The organism is Pseudomonas sp. GW821-FHT09A09, from assembly GCF_059418405.1.
The window spans coordinates 23,586-43,280 of sequence record NZ_JBWKPU010000014.1; the positions used below are offsets into that span (position 1 = coordinate 23,586).

The following is a 19,695-nucleotide window of genomic DNA, read 5'->3' on the forward strand; positions in this document are numbered from 1 at the left end:
CGTCGGGGCAGCCAACACATTTTCTGCTGATAGATCGCTATCGCAGGCAAGCCAGCTCCCACATTTGATCTCCAACACGCTCAAGAACCTCATCCCGACCCACACTTATCCATTTGCGACATGTTCGTAAGAGAACATGCGATTGCTCTCATTTCCTGTGTTTGCAGATAAGAGGCGATGCTATTTTCGGTAACGAAACTGTAACATTCGCATCCGCAGTCAAAACAAGAAATTTGGAGCTCTTGAATGTTTGCTTTCTTTCGACCTGCCGCACACCAGGCGCCCCTGCCTGAAGAAAAAATAGACAGCACCTACCGACGGCTGCGCTGGCAGATCTTCGCCGGTATCTTCTTCGGTTACGCCGGCTACTACCTGCTGCGCAAGAACTTCTCCCTGGCCATGCCCTACCTGATCGACGAGGGTTACACCCGCGGCGAGCTGGGCCTGGCCATGTCGGCCATCGCGATTGCCTACGGCTTATCCAAGTTTCTGATGGGCCTGGTGTCCGACCGCTCCAACCCACGCTACTTCCTGACCTTCGGCCTGCTGGTGTCGGCGGGGGTGATGTTCATTTTCGGTTTCGCACCTTGGGCAACGTCCAGCGTGACCATGATGTTCATTTTGCTGTTCATCAACGGCTGGGCCCAAGGCATGGGCTGGCCGCCAAGCGGGCGCACCATGGTGCACTGGTGGTCGCAGAAAGAACGCGGCGGCGTGGTGTCGGTATGGAACGTGGCGCACAACGTCGGCGGTGGCCTGATCGGCCCGCTGTTCCTGCTGGGCATGGCCTGGTTCAACGACTGGCACGCAGCATTCTATGTACCGGCCACTGTGGCGTTGCTGGTAGCGGCGTTTGCCTTCATCACCATGCGCGACACCCCGCAATCGGTAGGCCTGCCGCCGATCGAGCAGTACAAGAACGACTACCCGGAAGGCTACAACGCCAGCCACGAAGAAGAATTCAGCGCCAAGGAAATCTTCGTCAAGTACGTGCTGCGTAACAAAATGCTGTGGTACATCGCCTTCGCCAACGTCTTCGTCTACCTGCTGCGCTATGGCGTGCTGGACTGGGCGCCGACCTACCTCAAGGAAGCCAAGCACTTCGACGTGGATAAAACCTCGTGGGCGTATTTCTTCTACGAGTGGGCGGGTATTCCAGGCACGCTGCTGTGCGGCTGGATGTCGGACAAAATCTTCCGTGGCAACCGTGGCTTGACCGGTGTGGTGTTCATGGCCCTGGTGACCGTGGCGACCCTGGTTTATTGGCTCAACCCACCGGGCAACCCGACCATCGACATGATCGCATTGTTCTCCATTGGCTTCTTGATCTACGGTCCGGTGATGTTGATCGGCCTGCAGGCCCTGGAATTGGCACCGAAGAAAGCGGCCGGTACGGCGGCAGGCTTCACGGGCCTGTTCGGATACTTGGGCGGCTCGGTGGCGGCGAGTGCGGCCATGGGCTACACCGTGGACCACTTCGGCTGGAACGGCGGGTTTGTGTTGCTGGTGGGCGCGTGCCTGTTGGCCATCGCGTTCCTCATCCCGACGCTGTGGCACACCAACAGTGTCAGCGAGGCGCGCTCAGCTACCGCCTGAGCAATCCTTGGCACAACGCTTGAGCCGCGCCTCCAGGTTCTTATCTGGCATGGCGTGGCTACGCAGGGCGTTAACGGTCTGCTCGACATAATCGCGAGTCGTGCCGTAACGCCCGCAAGCGCTCTGTAGCACGTGGTTGAGCACGATATCGGGCAAGTTGCCGGCGTAGCTCGGCAGATGCCGCTCCAGGACAAACCCCAATGCCTGCACCTGGCTGCCATCTTCAAGACGGCAACTGAGCCAGTGTGGCCGGTAGGAGGGATAAGGCATCTCGCGGCACCACAGCGCGTAAAGCGACGCTTCCAGCTGATCTTCCGGCAAGCGGTAGGCAAACCCGCTGCACGAGCCGCCGCGATCCAGGCCAAAGACCAGCCCCGGCAACTCCGGCGTACCCCGATGCTCCTGGGACCACAAGTACAGCCCCCGGTGATAGCCATGGACCCGGGCCCGCACCCGCTCGGTGGACGAGCATTCCGGGCGCCAGATCAGAGAACCGTAAGCGAATAGCCAGACCGGCCCACCCTTGTGCCGGGCCATGGTGGCCTGCATCGAGCTCATCAACTGTTCGTGAGTGAGTTGCGGCCCAAGGTCGAGCCGCGGAGGGTAAGCCAAATGCGAGAGATCGGTTTCAATAACGGTCATGGCGAATCGCTTAGGTCTCCTGCGTACTACCAGTTATAGGCAACTTTACCGTAATAGAACGCGCCGCTGTAACCGTACGGCGAAAAAGTGCTATAGGCGAGGTTGCCGCCGCTGCTGGCGAAAGCATTGACCTTTTCCGGGTATTTGTCGGTGACGTTGTCGCCGCCCAGGGTGAAGGTCCAGTTCTTGAGCTTGTAGTCCGCCGACAGGTCCAGCACCCACGCGGCCTTGAAGGTCTGGTCGTTGACCTTGTCCGCCTGGTAACTGGTGAATTCACCATAGCGCACCAGGTTGCTGTGCAGCGCCCAATGGCCGTAGGTGAAGTCGTTGCCCAGGCTCAGCTTGTGCTGGGGCGTCGTGTCGCCGAGCAAACCAATGCGCTCGCGACGGTCGACCCGCACCAGGTTGGCGCCCAGGCTGTCGAGGATGGCCGGGTTGGCCTTCACGTCCGTGACCTTGGTGTGGTTGTAGTTGTAGCCCACGGTGCTGTTCCAGCGGATGCCGTTGTCGAACTGGTAGCGATAGTTGGCAACCAGGTCGACACCGTCGGTGCTGGTGTCGGTGGCGTTGGTGAAGTAACGGGCGCTGGTGTAATTGATGTTGCCGACCCCATTGGCTTGCAGGTAGGCAATGGTCGCCGGGTTGAGGTTAAGGTTGGAGGACAGGCTGATGCGGTCGCGGATGTCGATGCGGTACACGTCCATCGTCACGGTCAGGTCATCCGCCGGTTCCAGTACCAGGCCGAGGCTGTAGTTGCGCGATTTCTCGGCCTTCAAGTCTTCGGCGCCGAGCAAACGGGCCACTCTGCTGTTGGCTGGGAACGTGCCGGCTTCCTGGATGGTGCTGCCGATCAACTGCGACGAGGTGTAGGCAAAGTTCTGCTGGGCCAGGGACGGCGCGCGGAAGCCGTTGGAAATACTGCCGCGCAAGGCCACCTGCGGGGTGAAGTCGTAGCGGGCCGACAGCGAACCGCTGACGTTGGAGCCAAAATCGCTGTAATCCTCATGCCGCACGGCGGCCGACGCGCTGAGTTTTTCAGTGAAGTTGGTTTCCAGGTCCAGGTATTGGGCCCAGTTGTGTCGCGAACTGCTGCCGGCGTCGGCATCCCGGAAACCACCCAGGCCCGAACTGCCGGTCTGGTAGTAGGACGCCGGTTCGCCCGCTACGATTTCATAGCCCTGGTGCAGGTACTCGCCACCAAACGCCACGGAAACCGGGTACGGCAAAAAGCCCACATCGAATTCACGGGACAGGTCCAGGCTGACCTGTTTCTGGTCATTGCTCAGGGTGCCGTTGTCGAACTTGCGCGGCGTGGCCAGGCCCAGGGAGGTGTTGATGGTTTCAGTGCTCAGCGCATATTGGTTCTTGCCGTAGTTGGCCGACAGGTCGTAATGCCAGTCGTAGGCCAACAGGCCGCGCAAGCCCACTACCAGCGAGGTGTCCTCCAGGTTGCCCTTGATCAGCGGCAGGTAGCCATTGGGGTTGAGCGCCACAATGTTGTTGGAGGCATTGCTGGCGCGATAGAACGCGGCGGTCTCGCCACGCCGCTTGCTGTAGCCGCCGAAGGTGTAGAACTCCAGCCCGTCGTTGAAGGCGTAGGCGGAGTTGAACTGCAGTTTGCCTTCATTGGTGGCCGGCTCGCCTTGGCGGAAGACCCGCTGACCATAGGTGGTCGAACCGACGCTCGCCGGCCGCAAGTCATTGCCGGCGCGGTTGGTGTAGTCGTTGTCGGCACCTTCGCCGGAGAGGTTGAAAAAGCCATTGTCGCCCAACGCAAAGCCGGTATTGCCGCTGAGATTGCGCTGGATACCATCGCCCTTCTTGTACTCGCCAAACTTGGTGGAAACCGAACCGCCGTGGTCGTCGTGCTTGAGGATCACGTTGATCACACCGGCAATCGCGTCGGAGCCGTAGCGCGCAGACGCGCCGTCGCGCAGCACTTCGATATGATCGACCGCCGACAGCGGAATCGCATTCAAATCGGCAGGCGCCGAACCGCGGCCCACCGCACCACCCAGGTTGACGAACGCGCTGGTGTGGCGGCGCTTGCCGTTGACCAGCACCAGCACCTGATCCGGCGACAGGCCGCGCAACTGCGCAGGGCGCACCAATTCAGCACCGTCCACCAGGCTTGGGCGCGGGAAATTGATTGAAGGAATCAACCGCGCCAACACGGCACCCAGTTCGTCGGAGCCGGTGCTGCGCAAGGTGTCGCCGGAAATCACATCGATGGGCGACAGCGACGCACTGGCCGTGCGCTCCTGGGCGCGGGTGCCGGTGACAATAACCGTGTCGAGTTTGGGTGCATCGGCGGCGGCGGCTTCTGCCGCCTGTGCTGGATTGAATCCCACGGCGGTCAGCAAATTGGCCGACAAAATCGCCGTGTACAGCGCGTGTTTCTTGTAACTCCCCATACCGCTCCCCTTGGAATCAAAGTCAGAACGTCAATGCTCTGAATGCATACGATCGATCCGGCTGGCGGGCGGTGGCGGTCAGTTATTGGTTAGTGGCAGATAATCGGTAGTCCGTTGCGATATAGCCTAAAGATATCTATTGAATAAATTAAATACCCAAAAAGAATAAGCGAAAGCATAAGCACCCGCGCCCGTTCATCAGGATTGGCCCAGGCAATCCCGGTACTTTCAGCCCCGGTTCAGCCTGGGCCGGCGTCAAGCCGTCAAAATAGCGCCCATGTCACGACCCAACTAGCCGCCTTTCAAATCGACTATCGAGGTCGCACCCATGAAAAAATCCACACTGCCTGGCCTGCTGTTCCTCGCCCAGGCCTCTGCCGCCCTGGCCGGCGAAATGCCTGCGGCCAATGACGACAAGGGTTTCTGGTACGCGCAGACCAGCCTCTACACCCGCCACTTTTCGCCCGACCCCGACCACAACAACCACCAGGACCTGATCGGCCTGGAGCGCAATCAAGCGTCGGGACTGGTGATTGGCGGCGCGACCTTTCGCAACTCGTTCAGCCAGCGCTCGTATTACGCCTATGCAGGCAAGCGCTACGACATGGCTGACTACCCGGTGTATTTAAAGCTCACAGCGGGGGTGATCCAGGGCTATCGCGGCGAATACCGCGACAAGATCCCGTTGAACCGTTTTGGCGTTGCGCCGGTGATCATCCCGTCGGTCGGCACGCATTACGGGCCGGTGGCGGCGGAAGTGGTGTTGCTGGGGTTCAACGCGGCGATGGTGACAACTGGTGTGCGTTTCTGACAGCAACGCAAATCATTGTGGGAGCTGGCTTGCCTGCGATAGCGGTGTATCAGTGGCAAATATTTGGCTGACACACCGCCATCGCAGGCAAGCCAGCTCCCACATCAAATCCGCGTGAAGTCAGGGACGGGGGGCGTAGGCGAAGACGTCGGCACGCATCTGGTGTGCATCCATGCCGGCTTCCACCAGCGCGTCCAGCGTGCCGTAGATCATCGCCGGCGAACCGCTGGCGTAGACATGCACGGCCTTGAGGTCGCTGATGTCTTCGCACACCGCTTCATGCAACAACCCGCAACGCCCTTCCCAACCGCACAGGTCGCTGACGACTTTGTGCAGGAACAGATTGGGCAGTTGCTGCCACTGGTCCCAGTGTTCGATCTCATAGAAATCTTCTGGACGACGCACGCCCCAGTACAGGTGCACCGGGTGCTTGAAGCCGGAGGCGCGGCAATGCTCGATCAGGCTGTGCATCTGCGCCATGCCGGTGCCCGCAGCGATCAGTACCAGGGGCCCGTCCGGCAGCTCAGCCAGGTGAGTGTCGCCGAACGGCAGCTCTATGCGCGCCATCTGGTTGCGCTGCAGTTGCTCGAGCAGGCTGCGGGCGCTGTCCTCGCGGGCCAGCACATGCAGTTCCAGCTCGCGCCCGGCGTGGGGCGCGGACGCCAGGGAGAAGGCGGACTTCTCGCCATTGTCCCGCTCGATCATCAGGTACTGCCCGGCGTGATAGCGCACCGCCTTGCCGGCCGGCGCCCGCAGGCGCACGCGCCACACGTCGCCACCGACTTCCACGCATTCGCTCAATTGGCACGACAACTTGCGCAACGGCAACTCTCCCGGCGCCAGCACGCCATCCCACAACACAATGCAATCTTCCAGCGGCTCGGCGATGCAGGTGTAGAACTCGCCATGATCACGCACCTCACCGGCCTGCTGCACCCGGCCTTCCACCAACAGCGCCGCACATACGTGGCACACACCATTGCGGCAGGCCTGGGGGCATTCATAACCCAGGCGACGCGCGCCTTCGAGGATTCGCTCGCCAGGGACCAGCTCTAGCACAGCGCCGGACGGTTGCAGGGTTACACGCATCAATCTATTCCCAATTCTTTCCAGATCGCATCGACACGGGCTGTCACGGCTTCATCCTTGACGATCACCCGGCCCCACTCGCGGGTGGTTTCACCTGGCCATTTGTGGGTGGCGTCCAGGCCCATCTTCGACCCAAGGCCCGACACCGGTGAGGCGAAGTCCAGGTAGTCGATCGGCGTGTTGTCGATCATCACCGTATCGCGCTTGGGGTCCATGCGCGTGGTGATGGCCCAGATCACGTCGTTCCAGTCGCGGGCGTTGATGTCGTCGTCGGTGACGATAACGAACTTGGTGTACATGAACTGTCGCAAAAACGACCACACACCCAGCATTACCCGCTTGGCGTGGCCCGGGTACGACTTCTTCATGGTCACGACGGCCATGCGGTACGAACAGCCCTCGGGCGGCAGGTAGAAGTCGGTGATTTCCGGGAATTGCTTTTGCAGGATCGGCACGAACACTTCGTTGAGCGCCACGCCGAGAATGGCCGGCTCATCCGGTGGACGGCCAGTGTAGGTGCTGTGGTAGATCGGTTTGATCCGATGGGTGATGCGCTCGACGGTGAACACCGGGAAGCTGTCGACTTCGTTGTAGTAGCCGGTGTGGTCGCCGTACGGGCCTTCGTCGGCCATTTCGCCCGGGTGAATCACGCCTTCAAGGATGATCTCGGCAGTGGCGGGCACTTGCAGGTCGTTGCCACGGCACTTCACCAGCTCGGTGCGGTTACCGCGCAGCAGGCCAGCGAAGGCGTACTCGGACAGGCTGTCCGGCACCGGGGTCACAGCGCCAAGGATGGTCGCCGGGTCGGCGCCCAGGGCCACGGAAACCGGGAACGGTTTGCCGGGGTGCTTTTCGCACCACTCGCGGAAGTCCAGCGCGCCACCACGGTGGCTGAGCCAGCGCATGATCACCTTGTTGCGGCCGATCACTTGCTGGCGGTAGATGCCGAGGTTCTGGCGGTCCTTGTTCGGGCCCTTGGTGACGGTCAGGCCCCAGGTGATCAGCGGGCCGACGTCGCCGGGCCAGCAGGTCTGCACCGGGAGCATGGCCAGGTCAACGTCGTCGCCTTCGATGACCACTTCCTGGCACACCGCGTCCTTGACCACCTTGGGCGCCATGGCAATGATCTTGCGGAAGATCGGCAGCTTCGACCAAGCGTCCTTCAAGCCCTTGGGGGGCTCGGGCTCCTTGAGGAAAGCCAGCAGCTTGCCGATCTCGCGCAGCTCGCTGACCGACTCGGCGCCCATGCCAAAGGCCACGCGCTCGGGGGTGCCGAACAGGTTGCCAAGCACCGGGATGTCAAAGCCGGTCGGGTTTTCGAACAGCAGCGCCGGGCCCTTGTTGCGCAGGGTACGGTCGCAAATCTCAGTCATTTCCAGTACCGGTGAAATCGGCATCTGGATACGTTTCAACTCTCCGCGCTGCTCAAGTTGCTGCACGAAATCCCGAAGATCCTTGAATTTCATTAACCATGCCACCCGTAAAATAGGCGTACATCCTACCTGCTCCGAGGGCGGCTGGCAGCTTAATTGGCCGTCAGCCCTCGTGATTGCAGCGAACGGAACAACGGTTCCAGGAAGGCCTCGACGTGCCGTGCGCCGACATCAGAGAGGTGATTGTCGTCGGTGTACAGCGCTCGGCCGTTGAGCTCGACCCGGCACAAGCCATCGGCGCCGCACAGCAAGGGCGCGGGGTCGAGCACCGTGATACCGCTGTCGGCCGCTGCCAACTCGGCAAACAGCTGGGAGATAAAAACCTGGCGCTTGAGGTGCTCGGCCACGGGCAGGCCTTCTCGGTCCACCGGCCGGTGCATCATGGCCAGGCGACTGAGCCGGTAAGGCACGATGATTTCCTGCAGCGGCACCTCCTTGACCAGCCAGACCCTGTGACCTGCGGCACGCAACCCTTTGATGCGCTCGCGCAGCCCCTGGGCGAAGCGCTGCTCGGCGATGGCGCGCACGTATTGGCCGGTGGCGGGGTCCTTCAGCGCGTGCTCTTTGTCACCGGACATCTGCCCGTAGAGGTACAAGCTCCAGCGCGCCGCCAACACCACATCGCTGAAGGATTGCTCGGCCATCGCCTTTTCCACGCGATGATTGAAATGAGCGCAGCGGGCAATGTTCTCCAGGCCATCCAACGGCACACAACCGGCAAAACTGGCCTCGACCAAGCTGATGTCATGCCGCTTGGCCGCTATCTCAAGTGCTGGAATCAAGGCAGTGGCGTGACTGTCACCCCACACCAGCGCGGACACCGAGCTGCCTTTAGGACCAAAATGGCAAAACAGCCGTTCGTCGGGGGTGTCTTTGTCTGCCATGCACGCCATCAACTCAGGGCTCCACTTTTTTGCCTGGGCATAACGCAGGGCCTGCTCGGACAAACGCGACGGCACACCATCGGCCTTGCGCAACGCCACGCCCGTAAAGCCGAGGCACAGGATCCCGACACACGCCGCCGCCAGAATCGCCTTGCGCCCGGGCAGCAGGCGTTTCTCCCGAAACGGGGTTTCCACACATCGCCAGGACAGGTAGCCCAGCACCAGGCTCAGCAGCATCAGACCGCCCAGCTCCATCGGGCTCAGGCCATCAACCGCGGCATAGCTAGCATAAACGAACACCGGCCAGTGCCACAGGTACCAGGAATAGGAAATCAGCCCCACGCCCACCATCACCCGTGAACTCAGCACGCGCCCGACCCAGGTGGGTTGCTGGCCGTTGGCCCAGATCAGGCCGACCACACCCAGCACCGGCAACAACGCGGCAGCGCCGGGAAACGGTGTGGCTGAATCGAAGGCGAATACGGCGATCAGTATCAGCGCCATCGACAACAGGCTGACCCCTTGGGCCAGGGCGGGCGACGCACGCCAGTCGCGCACGGGCATCACCGCCAGCATGGCGCCGGCCAGCAACTCCCAGGCGCGCAGGTGCAACAGGTAGAACGCCTTTTGCGGCGTATGGGCCACCGCCCACAGGCTCATGCCGAACGACACCAGCAAAATCCCGAACAACGCCAGGCGCCAATGCTTCAGGCGGCTGGCTAGCAAGGTCAGCAGCAGCGGGAAGATGATGTAGAACTGCTCTTCGACCGCCAGCGACCAGGTGTGCAACAGCGGCTTGATGTCGGAGGCAGCTTCGAAGTAGCCGTGCTGGCGGGAAAACAGCAGGTTGGAGGTGAAGATCACCTGGTAGTGCACTGACCGCCCAAGCTCCTCGTAATCCTTGGGCGCCAGCAGGAACCAGCCCACGGCCAGGGTGGCCGCCATCATCACAAACAGTGCCGGCAGGATGCGCCGGGCACGCCGCGCCCAGAAATCCACAAAACTGAAGCGCCCCGCCTGGCGCTCCCGCCAGATGATCGAGGTGATCAGGAAGCCTGAAATCACAAAAAACACGTCAACGCCGACGAAGCCGCCCGTGACACCGGGCACCCCAAAATGGAACAGCACCACAGCCAGAACCGCAACGGCGCGCAGGCCATCGATGTCTCTTCGGTAAGCAAGAGCAGTCATAAAACGTAGTCAGCCTGATACGAATGGAAGTGAGCGTAGCCTCACTCACCTTTTTTGTTTCTTTACTGACACTTATGCCGCACAAACCTCCCTTTTCTGACGCAAAAAAAATGGCGCCCCTTGGGACGCCATTTTTTCGGACCTGAAACGTCGTTTTACTTACGCTTCATCGACAGGAAGAACTCGTCGTTGGTCTTGGTGGTTTTCAGCTTGTCGACCAGGAACTCGATGGCGGCTACTTCGTCCATCGGGTGCAGCAGCTTGCGCAGGATCCACATGCGCTGCAGTTCGTCGTCGGCCGTCAGCAACTCTTCGCGGCGGGTGCCGGAACGGTTGATGTTGATCGCCGGGAACACGCGTTTCTCCGCGATACGACGGTCCAGGGGCAGTTCCATGTTGCCGGTACCCTTGAACTCTTCGTAGATCACTTCGTCCATCTTCGAGCCGGTTTCAACCAGTGCGGTGGCGATAATGGTCAGCGAGCCGCCTTCTTCGATGTTCCGCGCAGCGCCGAAGAAACGTTTCGGTTTCTCCAGGGCGTGGGCGTCGACACCACCGGTCAATACCTTGCCGGAGCTCGGGATCACGGTGTTGTAGGCACGGGCCAGACGGGTGATGGAGTCCAGCAGGATCACTACGTCCTTTTTGTGTTCGACCAGGCGCTTGGCCTTCTCGATCACCATTTCGGCAACCTGCACGTGGCGGGTTGGCGGCTCATCGAACGTGGAGGCAACCACTTCGCCGCGCACGGTGCGCTGCATTTCGGTCACTTCTTCCGGACGCTCATCGATCAGCAGCACGATCAGGTGAACTTCAGGATTGTTACGCGCGATGTTCGCTGCAATGTTCTGCAGCATGATGGTCTTGCCGGCTTTCGGCGGCGCGACGATCAGGCCACGCTGGCCCTTGCCGATCGGAGCGCACAGGTCGATCACACGACCGGTCAAGTCTTCGGTGGAACCGTTACCGGCTTCCATCTTCATGCGCACGGTCGGGAACAGCGGGGTCAGGTTCTCGAAGAGAATCTTGTTCTTCGCGTTCTCGGGACGATCAAAGTTGATCGTGTCGACCTTGAGCAGCGCGAAATAACGCTCGCCTTCCTTTGGAGGGCGGATCTTGCCAACGATGGTGTCACCGGTGCGCAAGTTGAAGCGACGGATCTGGCTCGGCGAGACGTAGATATCGTCTGGGCCGGCGAGATAGGAGGCGTCTGCAGAGCGGAGGAAGCCGAAGCCGTCCTGGAGAATCTCCAGCACGCCATCACCGGAGATTTCCTCACCGCTTTTCGCGTGCTTTTTCAGCAGGGAGAAAATCACGTCCTGCTTGCGCGAACGGGCCATATTTTCTATGCCCATTTCTTCGGCCAGCTGGAGCAGGTCGGTAATCGGCTTTTGCTTGAGTTCAGTCAGATTCATATAGGAATGACGTAATCATTTATGGAGGGGGGAAATTAAGCTTTTGGCTTAATGAGGCCGCGCCGCGGAGAAGGCGACAGGATCGCGTACTAATCGAAAAGGAGTGCGTCGGCGACGGCATGCAGGGGGCAGTGGAGAAACCAGTGCGGGGCCGAATGTAACACCTGAGTTTGGGAGCGTCTAGCCCTGTTTCACGAAAAAGCCCCGCTATTTGCGGGGCTTTTTTGACAACGCTTAGATGTTCGCGTCGAGGAAAGCTTGCAGCTGGGACTTCGACAGCGCGCCGACCTTAGTCGCCTGAACTTCGCCGTTCTTGAACAGCATCAACGTAGGAATACCACGCACGCCGTGCTTGGCGGGGGTTTCCTGGTTGTCGTCGATGTTCAGCTTGGCAATGGTCAGCTTGCCGTCGTAAGTGGTCGCAATGTCGTCCAGAACAGGCGCGATCATTTTGCAAGGGCCACACCATTCAGCCCAGTAGTCAACCAGCACCGGGCCCTGAGCCTTGAGTACTTCGGCCTCAAAGGTCGCGTCGGTGACGTGCTTGATAAGATCGTTGCTCATGGATGTCTCCGGATTGTAAGCAAAAAAAACGTGGCCCATCATAGCCGCCCTTCCCCCGTTCAGGAAGCCGCCTCTGATTGAGTCTTGCTATGGTGGTGCATGAGTTTGGGTATAGCTCAACTCACGGCGCCACGGGAGTCACGAAGGCGATGCCGGTGCGCAATGCCGCGTTGCGTACGTGTTCCTGCATGGCTTTCTGCGCGGCAGCACTGGCGCGCCGGGCCAGGGCACGCAAGATCTTGCGGTGCTCCTGCCAGGTCTCCATGGCCCGCTCCGGCCGGATGAACGGTAGTTTCTGGCTCTCCAGGAATACCTCGGCACTGGCACTCAGGATGCTCACCATCGCCTGGTTGCCGCTGGCCAGCAGAATGCGCTGGTGGAACTCGAAGTCCAGCCGCGCCGCCGCTTCAAAGTCACCCGCCTTGAGCACCATGCGCATCGCTTCGACATTGTCTTGCAGGCTATCAAGCTCATCGAGTGTCAACGTGACCGCCGCCAGCCCCGCCGCAAAGCCTTCGAGGGCATAGCGCAACTGAAAGATATCCAGCGGCGTGGCCTGCGCCGCAAAAGGCCAGGCAAACCCCGGCGACTCTTCCACCGCCTGCACGAACACCCCCTTGCCCGGTTGCACACTGACCACCCCCAAGGCACTCAGGGACGACAGCGCCTCGCGCAAAGACGCCCGGCTGACCCCCAACTGCACCGCCAGGTCGCGCTGGGACGGCAGGGCATCACCCGGCCCGAAGCCTTGCTCATTGATCAGTTTGCGGATGGCCTGCAGGGCCGCTTCCGGTACGGCTTGGGCGATGGAATTCATGGAAAACTCAAGGTTGCAGTCAACGGTGCGGCTAGTTGTAAAGCTATTCGCAGCCCACGGCAAGCCACGCCCCAAAGGGGCTCGCAGGGTTTTGTCGACGCTCGAAAAGGGTGCGAAAAATCTGCGCACTGTTCAGACCAGTAAGACCACCGCACCTCAACAAACACCAGCGTTGCAAGCCAACTTGAAGGGGCTGGCATGGGCTGTGCACTGGACCAAGGCAGATTTCCTTTCGCCCTTCCCGGAGAGTTGCCATGACCAAGCGCTACAGCGCCCTGCTCACAGCCCTGTTTGCCAGCCTGATGCTGAGCCAGGCCACCGCCCAGGCCAACGGCCTGGACGATATCGTCGCCCGTGGCACCCTCAAAGTCGCCGTGCCTCAGGACTTCCCGCCGTTCGGTTCAGTCGGCCCGGACATGAAACCCCGTGGCCTGGACATCGACACCGCCAAGCTGCTGGCCGACCAACTCAAGGTCAAGCTGGAACTGACGCCCGTCAACAGCACCAACCGTATCCCGTTCCTCACCACCGGCAAGGTCGACCTGGTGATTTCCAGCCTGGGCAAGAACGCCGAGCGTGAAAAAGTCATCGACTTCTCCAGGGCCTATGCGCCGTTCTACCTGGCTGTGTTTGGCCCACCTGACGCGCCTGTCAGCACCACCGACGACCTCAAGGGCAAGACCATCAGCGTGACACGCGGTGCGATCGAAGACATCGAGCTGACCGCCGTAGCCCCCAAGGAAGCCACCATCAAGCGCTTCGAAGACAACAACTCGACCATCGCCGCCTACCTCGCCGGCCAGGTCGACCTGATTGCCAGCGGCAACGTAGTGATGGTGGCGATCAGCGAACGCAACCCCAAACGCGTACCTGCGCTGAAGGTAAAACTCAAGGACTCGCCGGTGTACGTGGGCGTGAACAAGAACGAGCCGGCGCTGCTGGAAAAGGTCAACCAGATCCTGGTCGCCGCCAAGGCCGACGGCAGCCTGGAAAAGAACGCGATGCAATGGCTTAAAGAGCCGTTGCCCGCCGACCTTTGACGCAACGGAGCTGATTGATGGCGTATCAATTTGACTTTGTGCCGGTGCTGGCCAATACCGACCTGCTGTTGCGCGGCGCGCTGTTCACCCTGGAACTGACGGCCATCGGCGCGATCCTGGGGGTGGCCCTGGGCACCGTCGGCGCCGTGGTGCGGGCGTGGAAGATCCAGCCGTTCGCCTGGTTCTTCGGGGTGTATGTCGAGTTGATCCGCAACACGCCGTTCCTGGTACAGCTGTTCTTCATCTTTTTTGGCCTGCCGTCCCTGGGGCTGAAAATCACCGAGTGGCAAGCCGCTGTGTTGGCGATGGTGATCAACCTCGGCGCCTACTCCACCGAGATCATTCGCGCAGGCATCCAGGCCGTTCCACGTGGCCAACTGGAAGCGGCGGCAGCGTTGGCAATGACCCGTTTCGAGGCGTTCCGCCACGTGGTGCTGCTGCCGGCGCTGGGCAAGGTATGGCCGGCCCTGAGCAGCCAGATCATCATCGTGATGCTCGGTTCGGCGGTGTGTTCGCAGATCGCCACTGAAGAACTGAGCTTTGCCGCCAACTTTATCCAGTCGCGCAACTTCCGCGCCTTTGAAACCTATGCACTGACCACCCTGGTGTACCTGTGCATGGCGCTGATGATTCGCCAGTTGCTCAACTGGATCGGCCGCCGTTACGTGATGAGGAACAGCCGATGAGTGATTTCTCTTTCTGGGACATCGTGCGCAACCTCGCTACCGGCCTGCAATGGACCTTGCTGCTGTCGCTGGTGGCGTTTGTCGGCGGCGGGGTGATCGGCCTGCTGGTGATGACGATGCGCATCAGCACCAAGGCCTTCCCGCGCAATGTGGCCCGTACCTATATCGAACTGTTCCAGGGCACGCCGTTGTTGATGCAGCTGTTCCTGGTGTTTTTCGGCATCGCGCTGCTCGGTGTGGATATCTCGCCCTGGCTGGCAGCTGCCATTGCGCTGACCTTGTTTACCAGCGCCTACCTCGCCGAAATCTGGCGAGGCTGCGTCGACTCCATCGCCCACGGGCAGTGGGAAGCCTCGGCCAGCCTGGCGCTTAACCCGCTGGAGCAACTGCGCTACGTGATCCTGCCCCAGGCCCTGCGAATTGCCGTGGCGCCCACCGTGGGTTTCTCGGTGCAGGTGATCAAAGGCACCGCGGTGACCTCGATCATCGGCTTCACCGAACTGACCAAGACCGGCGGCATGCTCGCCAACGCCACCTTCGAACCCTTCATGGTCTACGGACTGGTGGCCCTTGGTTACTTCTTGCTCTGCTACCCCTTGTCCCTCAGTGCGCGCTACCTGGAAAGGAGACTGCATGCCTCTGCTTAGAATTTCCGCCCTGCATAAGTATTACGGCGATCACCATGTGCTCAAGGGCATCGACCTGACCGTTGAAGAAGGCCAGGTGGTGGCGATCATCGGCCGCAGCGGCTCGGGTAAATCCACCTTGCTGCGTACCCTCAACGGCCTGGAATCGATCAACGACGGCGTGATCGAAGTCGACGGCGAATACCTCGACGCCGCCCGCGCCGACCTGCGCACCCTGCGGCAGAAAGTCGGCATGGTGTTCCAGCAGTTCAACCTGTTCCCGCACCTGACGGTGGGCGAAAACGTCATGCTCGCGCCACAAGTGGTGCAGAAGGTACCCAAGGCCAAGGCGACCCAGTTGGCCAAGCAGATGCTGGAGCGCGTCGGGCTGGGCGAGAAGTTCGACGCCTTTCCTGATCGACTGTCCGGGGGCCAACAGCAACGCGTGGCGATCGCCCGCGCCCTGGCCATGTCACCCAAGGTGCTGCTGTGCGATGAAATCACCTCCGCCCTCGATCCGGAACTGGTCAACGAAGTGCTCAGCGTGGTGCGTCAACTGGCCAAGGACGGCATGACCTTGATCATGGTGACCCACGAAATGCGCTTTGCCCGCGAAGTCGGCGACAAGCTGGTGTTCATGCACCAGGGCAAGGTGCATGAAGTGGGGGACCCCAAGGTGTTGTTCGCCCACCCGCAAACGCCCGAGTTCGCCAACTTCATCGGCTCGGTGGAACAGGCAGACTGACCAGCTCGAAACTGCCCTGCCCCTCCAGCACCGTGTAGCTGCGTACGCGCAGGGCGTCGGCAGGCAGGTCGGTATCGATCTCAACCTGGGCCGTCAATCGACGACCAACCCAGGGCGCCGACAGTATCCGGCCCGGCAGTAGCTGGTCGCCGGACTGCTCCCCCATCATTGCCCACTCCACCGCACGTCCATCCAATTGGGCATGCTTGAGGCTTATTCGAAAGCGCCCCTCGCGCCCAAAGCGAAAACTCTCCCCATCGGCCGCTGTACCGTTGAAACGCAACGCCATTGTCGAGGGCTCCACGCACAGAATGTTCAGATGCACCGTGCGCGTGCCCATCGCCACCGAAGCACGTTCAACCAGGCGCTCACTGCGGATAGCACCATAATCGACACGAGGCTGGCTGATGGACAATCGACAGTCATTTGCCCGTGCACTCAAGGCAATTACCGCCCCACACAAGAGCAGGCCCAAATGCATTGCTTTAACGGCCATGGCACACCGCCGACGTGGTTTCATACAGTTTGTCATTGTTGAGTTCTGCTTCGGGGGCCAGGCGCAGTTGGCAGGAGGATGAGTCAGACAGTGAAACCCGCAGGCTCTGCGGCTCTCTGACGTCACTCAGGAAAATCATGCCATCACCCACCACGCTGGTCAGGAAGCGGTTATCCGCGCCGAACACCGACGCGCCCTGGGGCAGTGGACGACCTTGCTCATCGCTGGCCTTGAGCAACACGCGGCGCACCTTCACCACCTCGAAGTCCACGGTATTGAACGACCCTCGGCCGGCGGCAATCACCTGAGTGCCATTCTTCAAATCGACCCGCTTGGGCAGGGATCGGGTTTGCACCTCGATACGGCTGTTGGTGTAGGCCGGCAGGCCGGCGATGACCGCCTTCCCACGTGGGTCGGTCCAGACCGGGCCTTGAGGGGTGTCGATTCTTGCCGAGCCGATGTCGCCCACCGAGACGATGCCGAATGTGTCCTGGACCGTGTAGGGCGAGAAGGTCACTCCACGCTCGTGCGCCACGACACCCCCTCGCAACTGCCCCGAATAACTGGTGCTCTGCGAGTCACGGCTGGCGCCCAGGCCGACCTGGGTATAACGCGGTATCAGGTTGAGTTGGCCACGCACCGATTGCTCCCGAGCCTTGAAGTCCCGCTCGCTTCCCACTTCGTAACTCACCGCGTCGTTGACCCGCTCACTGAGCGCCGTCCCGGCGTTGAACTGCTGGCCCCGACGACTGGCATAACTGCTGACGCGACGATCACCGCCCAATAGCACACTGACCTGCAGACGCAAGGAAAGCCCCTCATCCAGCGCTGTCTCCCGCCTGCGGTTTCCCCGTGTTGCATCGTGCCTCGCCCCTCGACCGCCAACCTGTGAATCGGCAATCAACGCGACGTCCGTGCCACTGAACGACTTGTTCCATGATGCAAAAACATGCTCCACCGATCGTCCATCAAATTGGGCGCTGCGTGTATAGCCCAGGGAGAGCCCACCCATCACAGGGTCAACCCAGCTGAGGCCCGCCGTGTATTGGTTCTTGAAACGGGAATTGAGATCGCCCGCCCTGAGCGGTCGACCGGTTTCAACTACTTCGCGATAGCCAGGGGTCTGATGGGTGGCACTCAGGTTAAGGTCAAGGTCGGCGTACACCGGGCTGCTTACCGACAGGGTACTGCGGGCCCCGGAGACTGATTGGCGGTTGTCCCGGGATACGTTCTGACGTGCGGCCACATTTACCCGCTGAAAAAAAACGCTGCCCAGGGTACCGCCCGCCGCCCAGTAATCTTCGGCACTCAACAGGCCCAGGCCCAAGCTTGAATCACGCCCCAGGCCCCAGGTGCCACTGCCCATCGAAAACATTGGGGTATGACTGTCACCGTCCGAAAGCCCCCGCACCTTGCCCACCGAAAAGTAATAGCCGGGTGCAGCAGGCGCTACGCCCCTGAACGACGCCGCCGACACCACAAAACTACGCTTTGCGCCTCGCACATCGATCACGGTTACGTCCAGGTCGCTGGTGCCATTGAGCAGCGGCAGTCCGGTCAGCCGAAAAGGCCCTTCAGGCACCAGCGTGCTGTGAATCAGCACCCCGGACTGGCGGACTTCAATACGCGACTGGCTCTGGGCAAGGCCCTCGACCACTACGTTGTTTGCGCCTGCCTGGGTTCGGGACAGTCCATCGGGGGATAACTGGAAACCCGAAAACTGCGTACCCCCGAATACCGGATTACTACTGGACAACTGCCCCACCTGGAAGGTTGATTGCAGCGCAGCCAGATCCCGCTGGGCATAGGCATAAAGGTGTTCGGTACGCGACTCACCGTTGTCGGAAACATAAAATTGGCGGCTTCGCACAATCCAGTCCCCCAGGTTGAAACCGGCCTCCGTGTAGGCCGACACAAACCGGCTGGGTTCGCCCCGTGTACGGCTGTCAAAACCCAGCACGTCGTAATTGAACACGGCGGCCGTGCCCCCCGACGAAAAGCGCCCAGCCTCCCATTCGGGCTCGCGCAACGATTGGGTCGGCACGACTAATACCACCTCGTCATTGCCCGGACGCAACCGCACCATGGTCGTAGGGAACGCGCCAAGAAAATCATGGCAAGCCTGATCCGCTGTCGCCCCTTCATGGGCAACCTCGGCGGGCGTCACCAAACCGGCCTTTTCCAGGAACCCCGGGGTAAAACACAATTGGCCGCGCTGATCGAACCGCGCATCGACCAACCCCAGTGGGTTGCCATTGACCCGCAGCCCCACCACTTGGACACCCTCACGAAAACGCGCGGCACTGCAAAAGTAATCAGAGACCTTAGGATCAATACCATGGGTAGTCAGGGCCGCGAGGTCGAACCCTTCGCCCAGCTCCAAGGCAGACACCAAGCCAGGCAGCCCACACAGCGTCGCCAGCCCCACGAACAATGAGGGGCGACCAAGCCAGAGCGTGGCGAAACTGTTGCTGGCTCGCGTTGTTAGGTTGGACATGGCCCCCTCAACCCTCGCTGGCGTTGATAGGAGCCTGATAGCTGTCGGCTGCAAACCCATAGACCGTAGCCGGCTGGATCTCAACGGTCGTCCCCTCAAGCCGGCCTTCCAGCCGTGCCGTCAGGGTTTCCCCCGGCAAGATGTAAGTGCGCGGCAACGTGGCCAGCCCATTGTGTGGCAGCAACTTCACATCAGGTGCCAGCCGTACGACGTACGCACTGCTGTTGTGAACAACCAGGCGTTCGCCATCACGGGCCCACCTCAGCAGCTCCCAAGGGGTGGCGTGTCGGGGCAGGCCCTCTGGGTGCAGGATCAGCGGCAGGTTCTGTCGCAGGGTGATACCAATGGTCGCAGCGCCCGCAGCCCGAGCCTGAGGAATGCCTTCAAAGGACACACGCTTCAAACGCTGGGTCTTCAAGGGCTCCTTGAGTGTGCTGATGAAGCGCACCAATTGCGTCTCGCCCGCCTCTACACGGGTGATGGGCGGGGTGACGACAAGCAAGGGCTCCTGGTCTTCCGGGAGGTTCTCCACCACTGAATGAAGCAGTGCAGGGCCATCATCCGTGTTCTTCACATTAAGGGTGGCCTCCCCCTCCTCCTCATAAAGAACAATTAACGTGGTTTCAGGCCGCATGCCGTCCGCTACAGCAATACCCGGCAAACAGCCGTTAACCATTGCACTTAAAGCAAAAGCCTTACTTATTATGGAAAGAACGCGCACTTAGTTTCCCCGGAGCTGGCCACGCCAA

The 19,695-nt window shown here is 60.9% G+C and carries 17 protein-coding genes; 6 read left to right on the forward strand and 11 right to left on the reverse strand.

Features of this window, described 5'->3' with window-relative positions; genetic code table 11:
- The first annotated feature begins 246 nt into the window (after positions 1-246).
- The gene (gene glpT, locus AC07OV_RS14405) at positions 247-1,596 is read left to right on the forward strand and encodes a glycerol-3-phosphate transporter (protein ID WP_176996867.1); all 1,350 of its coding nucleotides are present in this window, start codon (positions 247-249) and stop codon (positions 1,594-1,596) included.
- Here glpT and AC07OV_RS14410 read toward each other — a convergent pair.
- Together AC07OV_RS14410 and AC07OV_RS14415 are read right to left on the reverse strand one after the other, a co-directional pair.
- Positions 1,582-2,238, reverse strand: a complete 657-nt coding sequence (locus tag AC07OV_RS14410; protein ID WP_176996868.1) for a gamma-glutamylcyclotransferase — start codon at positions 2,236-2,238, stop codon at positions 1,582-1,584. The two genes, glpT and AC07OV_RS14410, sit on opposite strands and share 15 nt — an antisense overlap.
- A gap of 26 nt (positions 2,239-2,264) precedes the next feature.
- Positions 2,265-4,652: a TonB-dependent receptor plug domain-containing protein gene (locus AC07OV_RS14415; RefSeq protein ID WP_495092447.1), complete on the reverse strand. Its 2,388-nt coding sequence runs from the start codon at positions 4,650-4,652 to the stop codon at positions 2,265-2,267.
- Between the two features lie 328 nt (positions 4,653-4,980).
- Between AC07OV_RS14415 and AC07OV_RS14420 the strand changes: the two genes are divergently transcribed.
- A complete protein-coding gene (locus tag AC07OV_RS14420) occupies positions 4,981-5,463 on the forward strand; it encodes a sn-glycerol-3-phosphate transporter (RefSeq protein ID WP_176996870.1) in 483 nt (160 codons plus the stop codon).
- Positions 5,464-5,583: 120 nt separating this feature from the next.
- Here the strand turns inward: AC07OV_RS14420 and AC07OV_RS14425 are convergent, their stop codons facing one another.
- The 6 genes from AC07OV_RS14425 to AC07OV_RS14450 form a co-directional block, all read right to left on the reverse strand.
- Positions 5,584-6,552 carry a CDP-6-deoxy-delta-3,4-glucoseen reductase gene (locus AC07OV_RS14425; RefSeq protein ID WP_495092448.1) on the reverse strand — a complete coding sequence of 323 codons (969 nt, stop codon included), beginning with the start codon at positions 6,550-6,552 and terminating at the stop codon, positions 5,584-5,586.
- Complete coding sequence (ubiD, locus tag AC07OV_RS14430) at positions 6,552-8,018, reverse strand: 4-hydroxy-3-polyprenylbenzoate decarboxylase (RefSeq protein WP_016973080.1); 1,467 nt, start codon at positions 8,016-8,018, stop codon at positions 6,552-6,554. Before ubiD ends, AC07OV_RS14425 begins: the two co-directional genes overlap by 1 nt.
- Positions 8,019-8,077: 59 nt before the next feature.
- On the reverse strand, positions 8,078-10,060 hold the full coding sequence (locus AC07OV_RS14435) for an acyltransferase family protein (protein WP_495092449.1): 1,983 nt from the start codon (positions 10,058-10,060) through the stop codon (positions 8,078-8,080).
- Positions 10,061-10,215: 155 nt separating this feature from the next.
- Complete coding sequence (rho, locus tag AC07OV_RS14440; protein ID WP_016973082.1) at positions 10,216-11,475, reverse strand: transcription termination factor Rho; 1,260 nt, start codon at positions 11,473-11,475, stop codon at positions 10,216-10,218.
- Positions 11,476-11,709: 234 nt separating this feature from the next.
- Positions 11,710-12,039 carry a thioredoxin TrxA gene (gene trxA, locus AC07OV_RS14445; protein ID WP_429474742.1) on the reverse strand — a complete coding sequence of 110 codons (330 nt, stop codon included), beginning with the start codon at positions 12,037-12,039 and terminating at the stop codon, positions 11,710-11,712.
- A gap of 121 nt (positions 12,040-12,160) precedes the next feature.
- On the reverse strand, positions 12,161-12,856 hold the full coding sequence (locus AC07OV_RS14450) for a FadR/GntR family transcriptional regulator (RefSeq protein WP_494996286.1): 696 nt from the start codon (positions 12,854-12,856) through the stop codon (positions 12,161-12,163).
- Positions 12,857-13,110: 254 nt separating this feature from the next.
- On the opposite strand from AC07OV_RS14450, the gene AC07OV_RS14455 reads away from it, so the two are divergent.
- Genes AC07OV_RS14455 through AC07OV_RS14470 form a run of 4 tightly spaced genes read left to right on the forward strand, consistent with a single transcriptional unit; the run spans position 13,111 to position 15,953 of the window.
- Positions 13,111-13,896, forward strand: a complete 786-nt coding sequence (locus tag AC07OV_RS14455; RefSeq protein ID WP_495092450.1) for a transporter substrate-binding domain-containing protein — start codon at positions 13,111-13,113, stop codon at positions 13,894-13,896.
- Between the two features lie 17 nt (positions 13,897-13,913).
- Positions 13,914-14,582, forward strand: coding sequence for an amino acid ABC transporter permease (locus AC07OV_RS14460; protein ID WP_176996876.1), 669 nt, complete (start codon positions 13,914-13,916; stop codon positions 14,580-14,582).
- Positions 14,579-15,229: an amino acid ABC transporter permease gene (locus tag AC07OV_RS14465; RefSeq protein ID WP_176996877.1), complete on the forward strand. Its 651-nt coding sequence runs from the start codon at positions 14,579-14,581 to the stop codon at positions 15,227-15,229. Before AC07OV_RS14460 ends, AC07OV_RS14465 begins: the two co-directional genes overlap by 4 nt.
- Positions 15,216-15,953 (forward strand): amino acid ABC transporter ATP-binding protein, encoded by a 738-nt coding sequence (locus AC07OV_RS14470; RefSeq protein ID WP_495092451.1) that lies wholly within the window; start codon positions 15,216-15,218, stop codon positions 15,951-15,953. The genes AC07OV_RS14465 and AC07OV_RS14470 overlap by 14 nt, the downstream gene beginning before the upstream one ends.
- Here the strand turns inward: AC07OV_RS14470 and AC07OV_RS14475 are convergent.
- Genes AC07OV_RS14475 through AC07OV_RS14485 form a run of 3 tightly spaced genes read right to left on the reverse strand, consistent with a single transcriptional unit; the run spans position 15,925 to position 19,622 of the window.
- Positions 15,925-16,449 (reverse strand): DUF1120 domain-containing protein, encoded by a 525-nt coding sequence (locus AC07OV_RS14475; protein WP_495092452.1) that lies wholly within the window; start codon positions 16,447-16,449, stop codon positions 15,925-15,927. The genes AC07OV_RS14470 and AC07OV_RS14475 overlap by 29 nt on opposite strands.
- Positions 16,439-18,946, reverse strand: a complete 2,508-nt coding sequence (locus AC07OV_RS14480) for a fimbria/pilus outer membrane usher protein (RefSeq protein ID WP_495092453.1) — start codon at positions 18,944-18,946, stop codon at positions 16,439-16,441. Before AC07OV_RS14480 ends, AC07OV_RS14475 begins: the two co-directional genes overlap by 11 nt.
- A gap of 7 nt (positions 18,947-18,953) precedes the next feature.
- On the reverse strand, positions 18,954-19,622 hold the full coding sequence (locus AC07OV_RS14485) for a fimbria/pilus chaperone family protein (protein WP_495092492.1): 669 nt from the start codon (positions 19,620-19,622) through the stop codon (positions 18,954-18,956).
- Between the last annotated feature and the right edge of the window lie 73 nt (positions 19,623-19,695).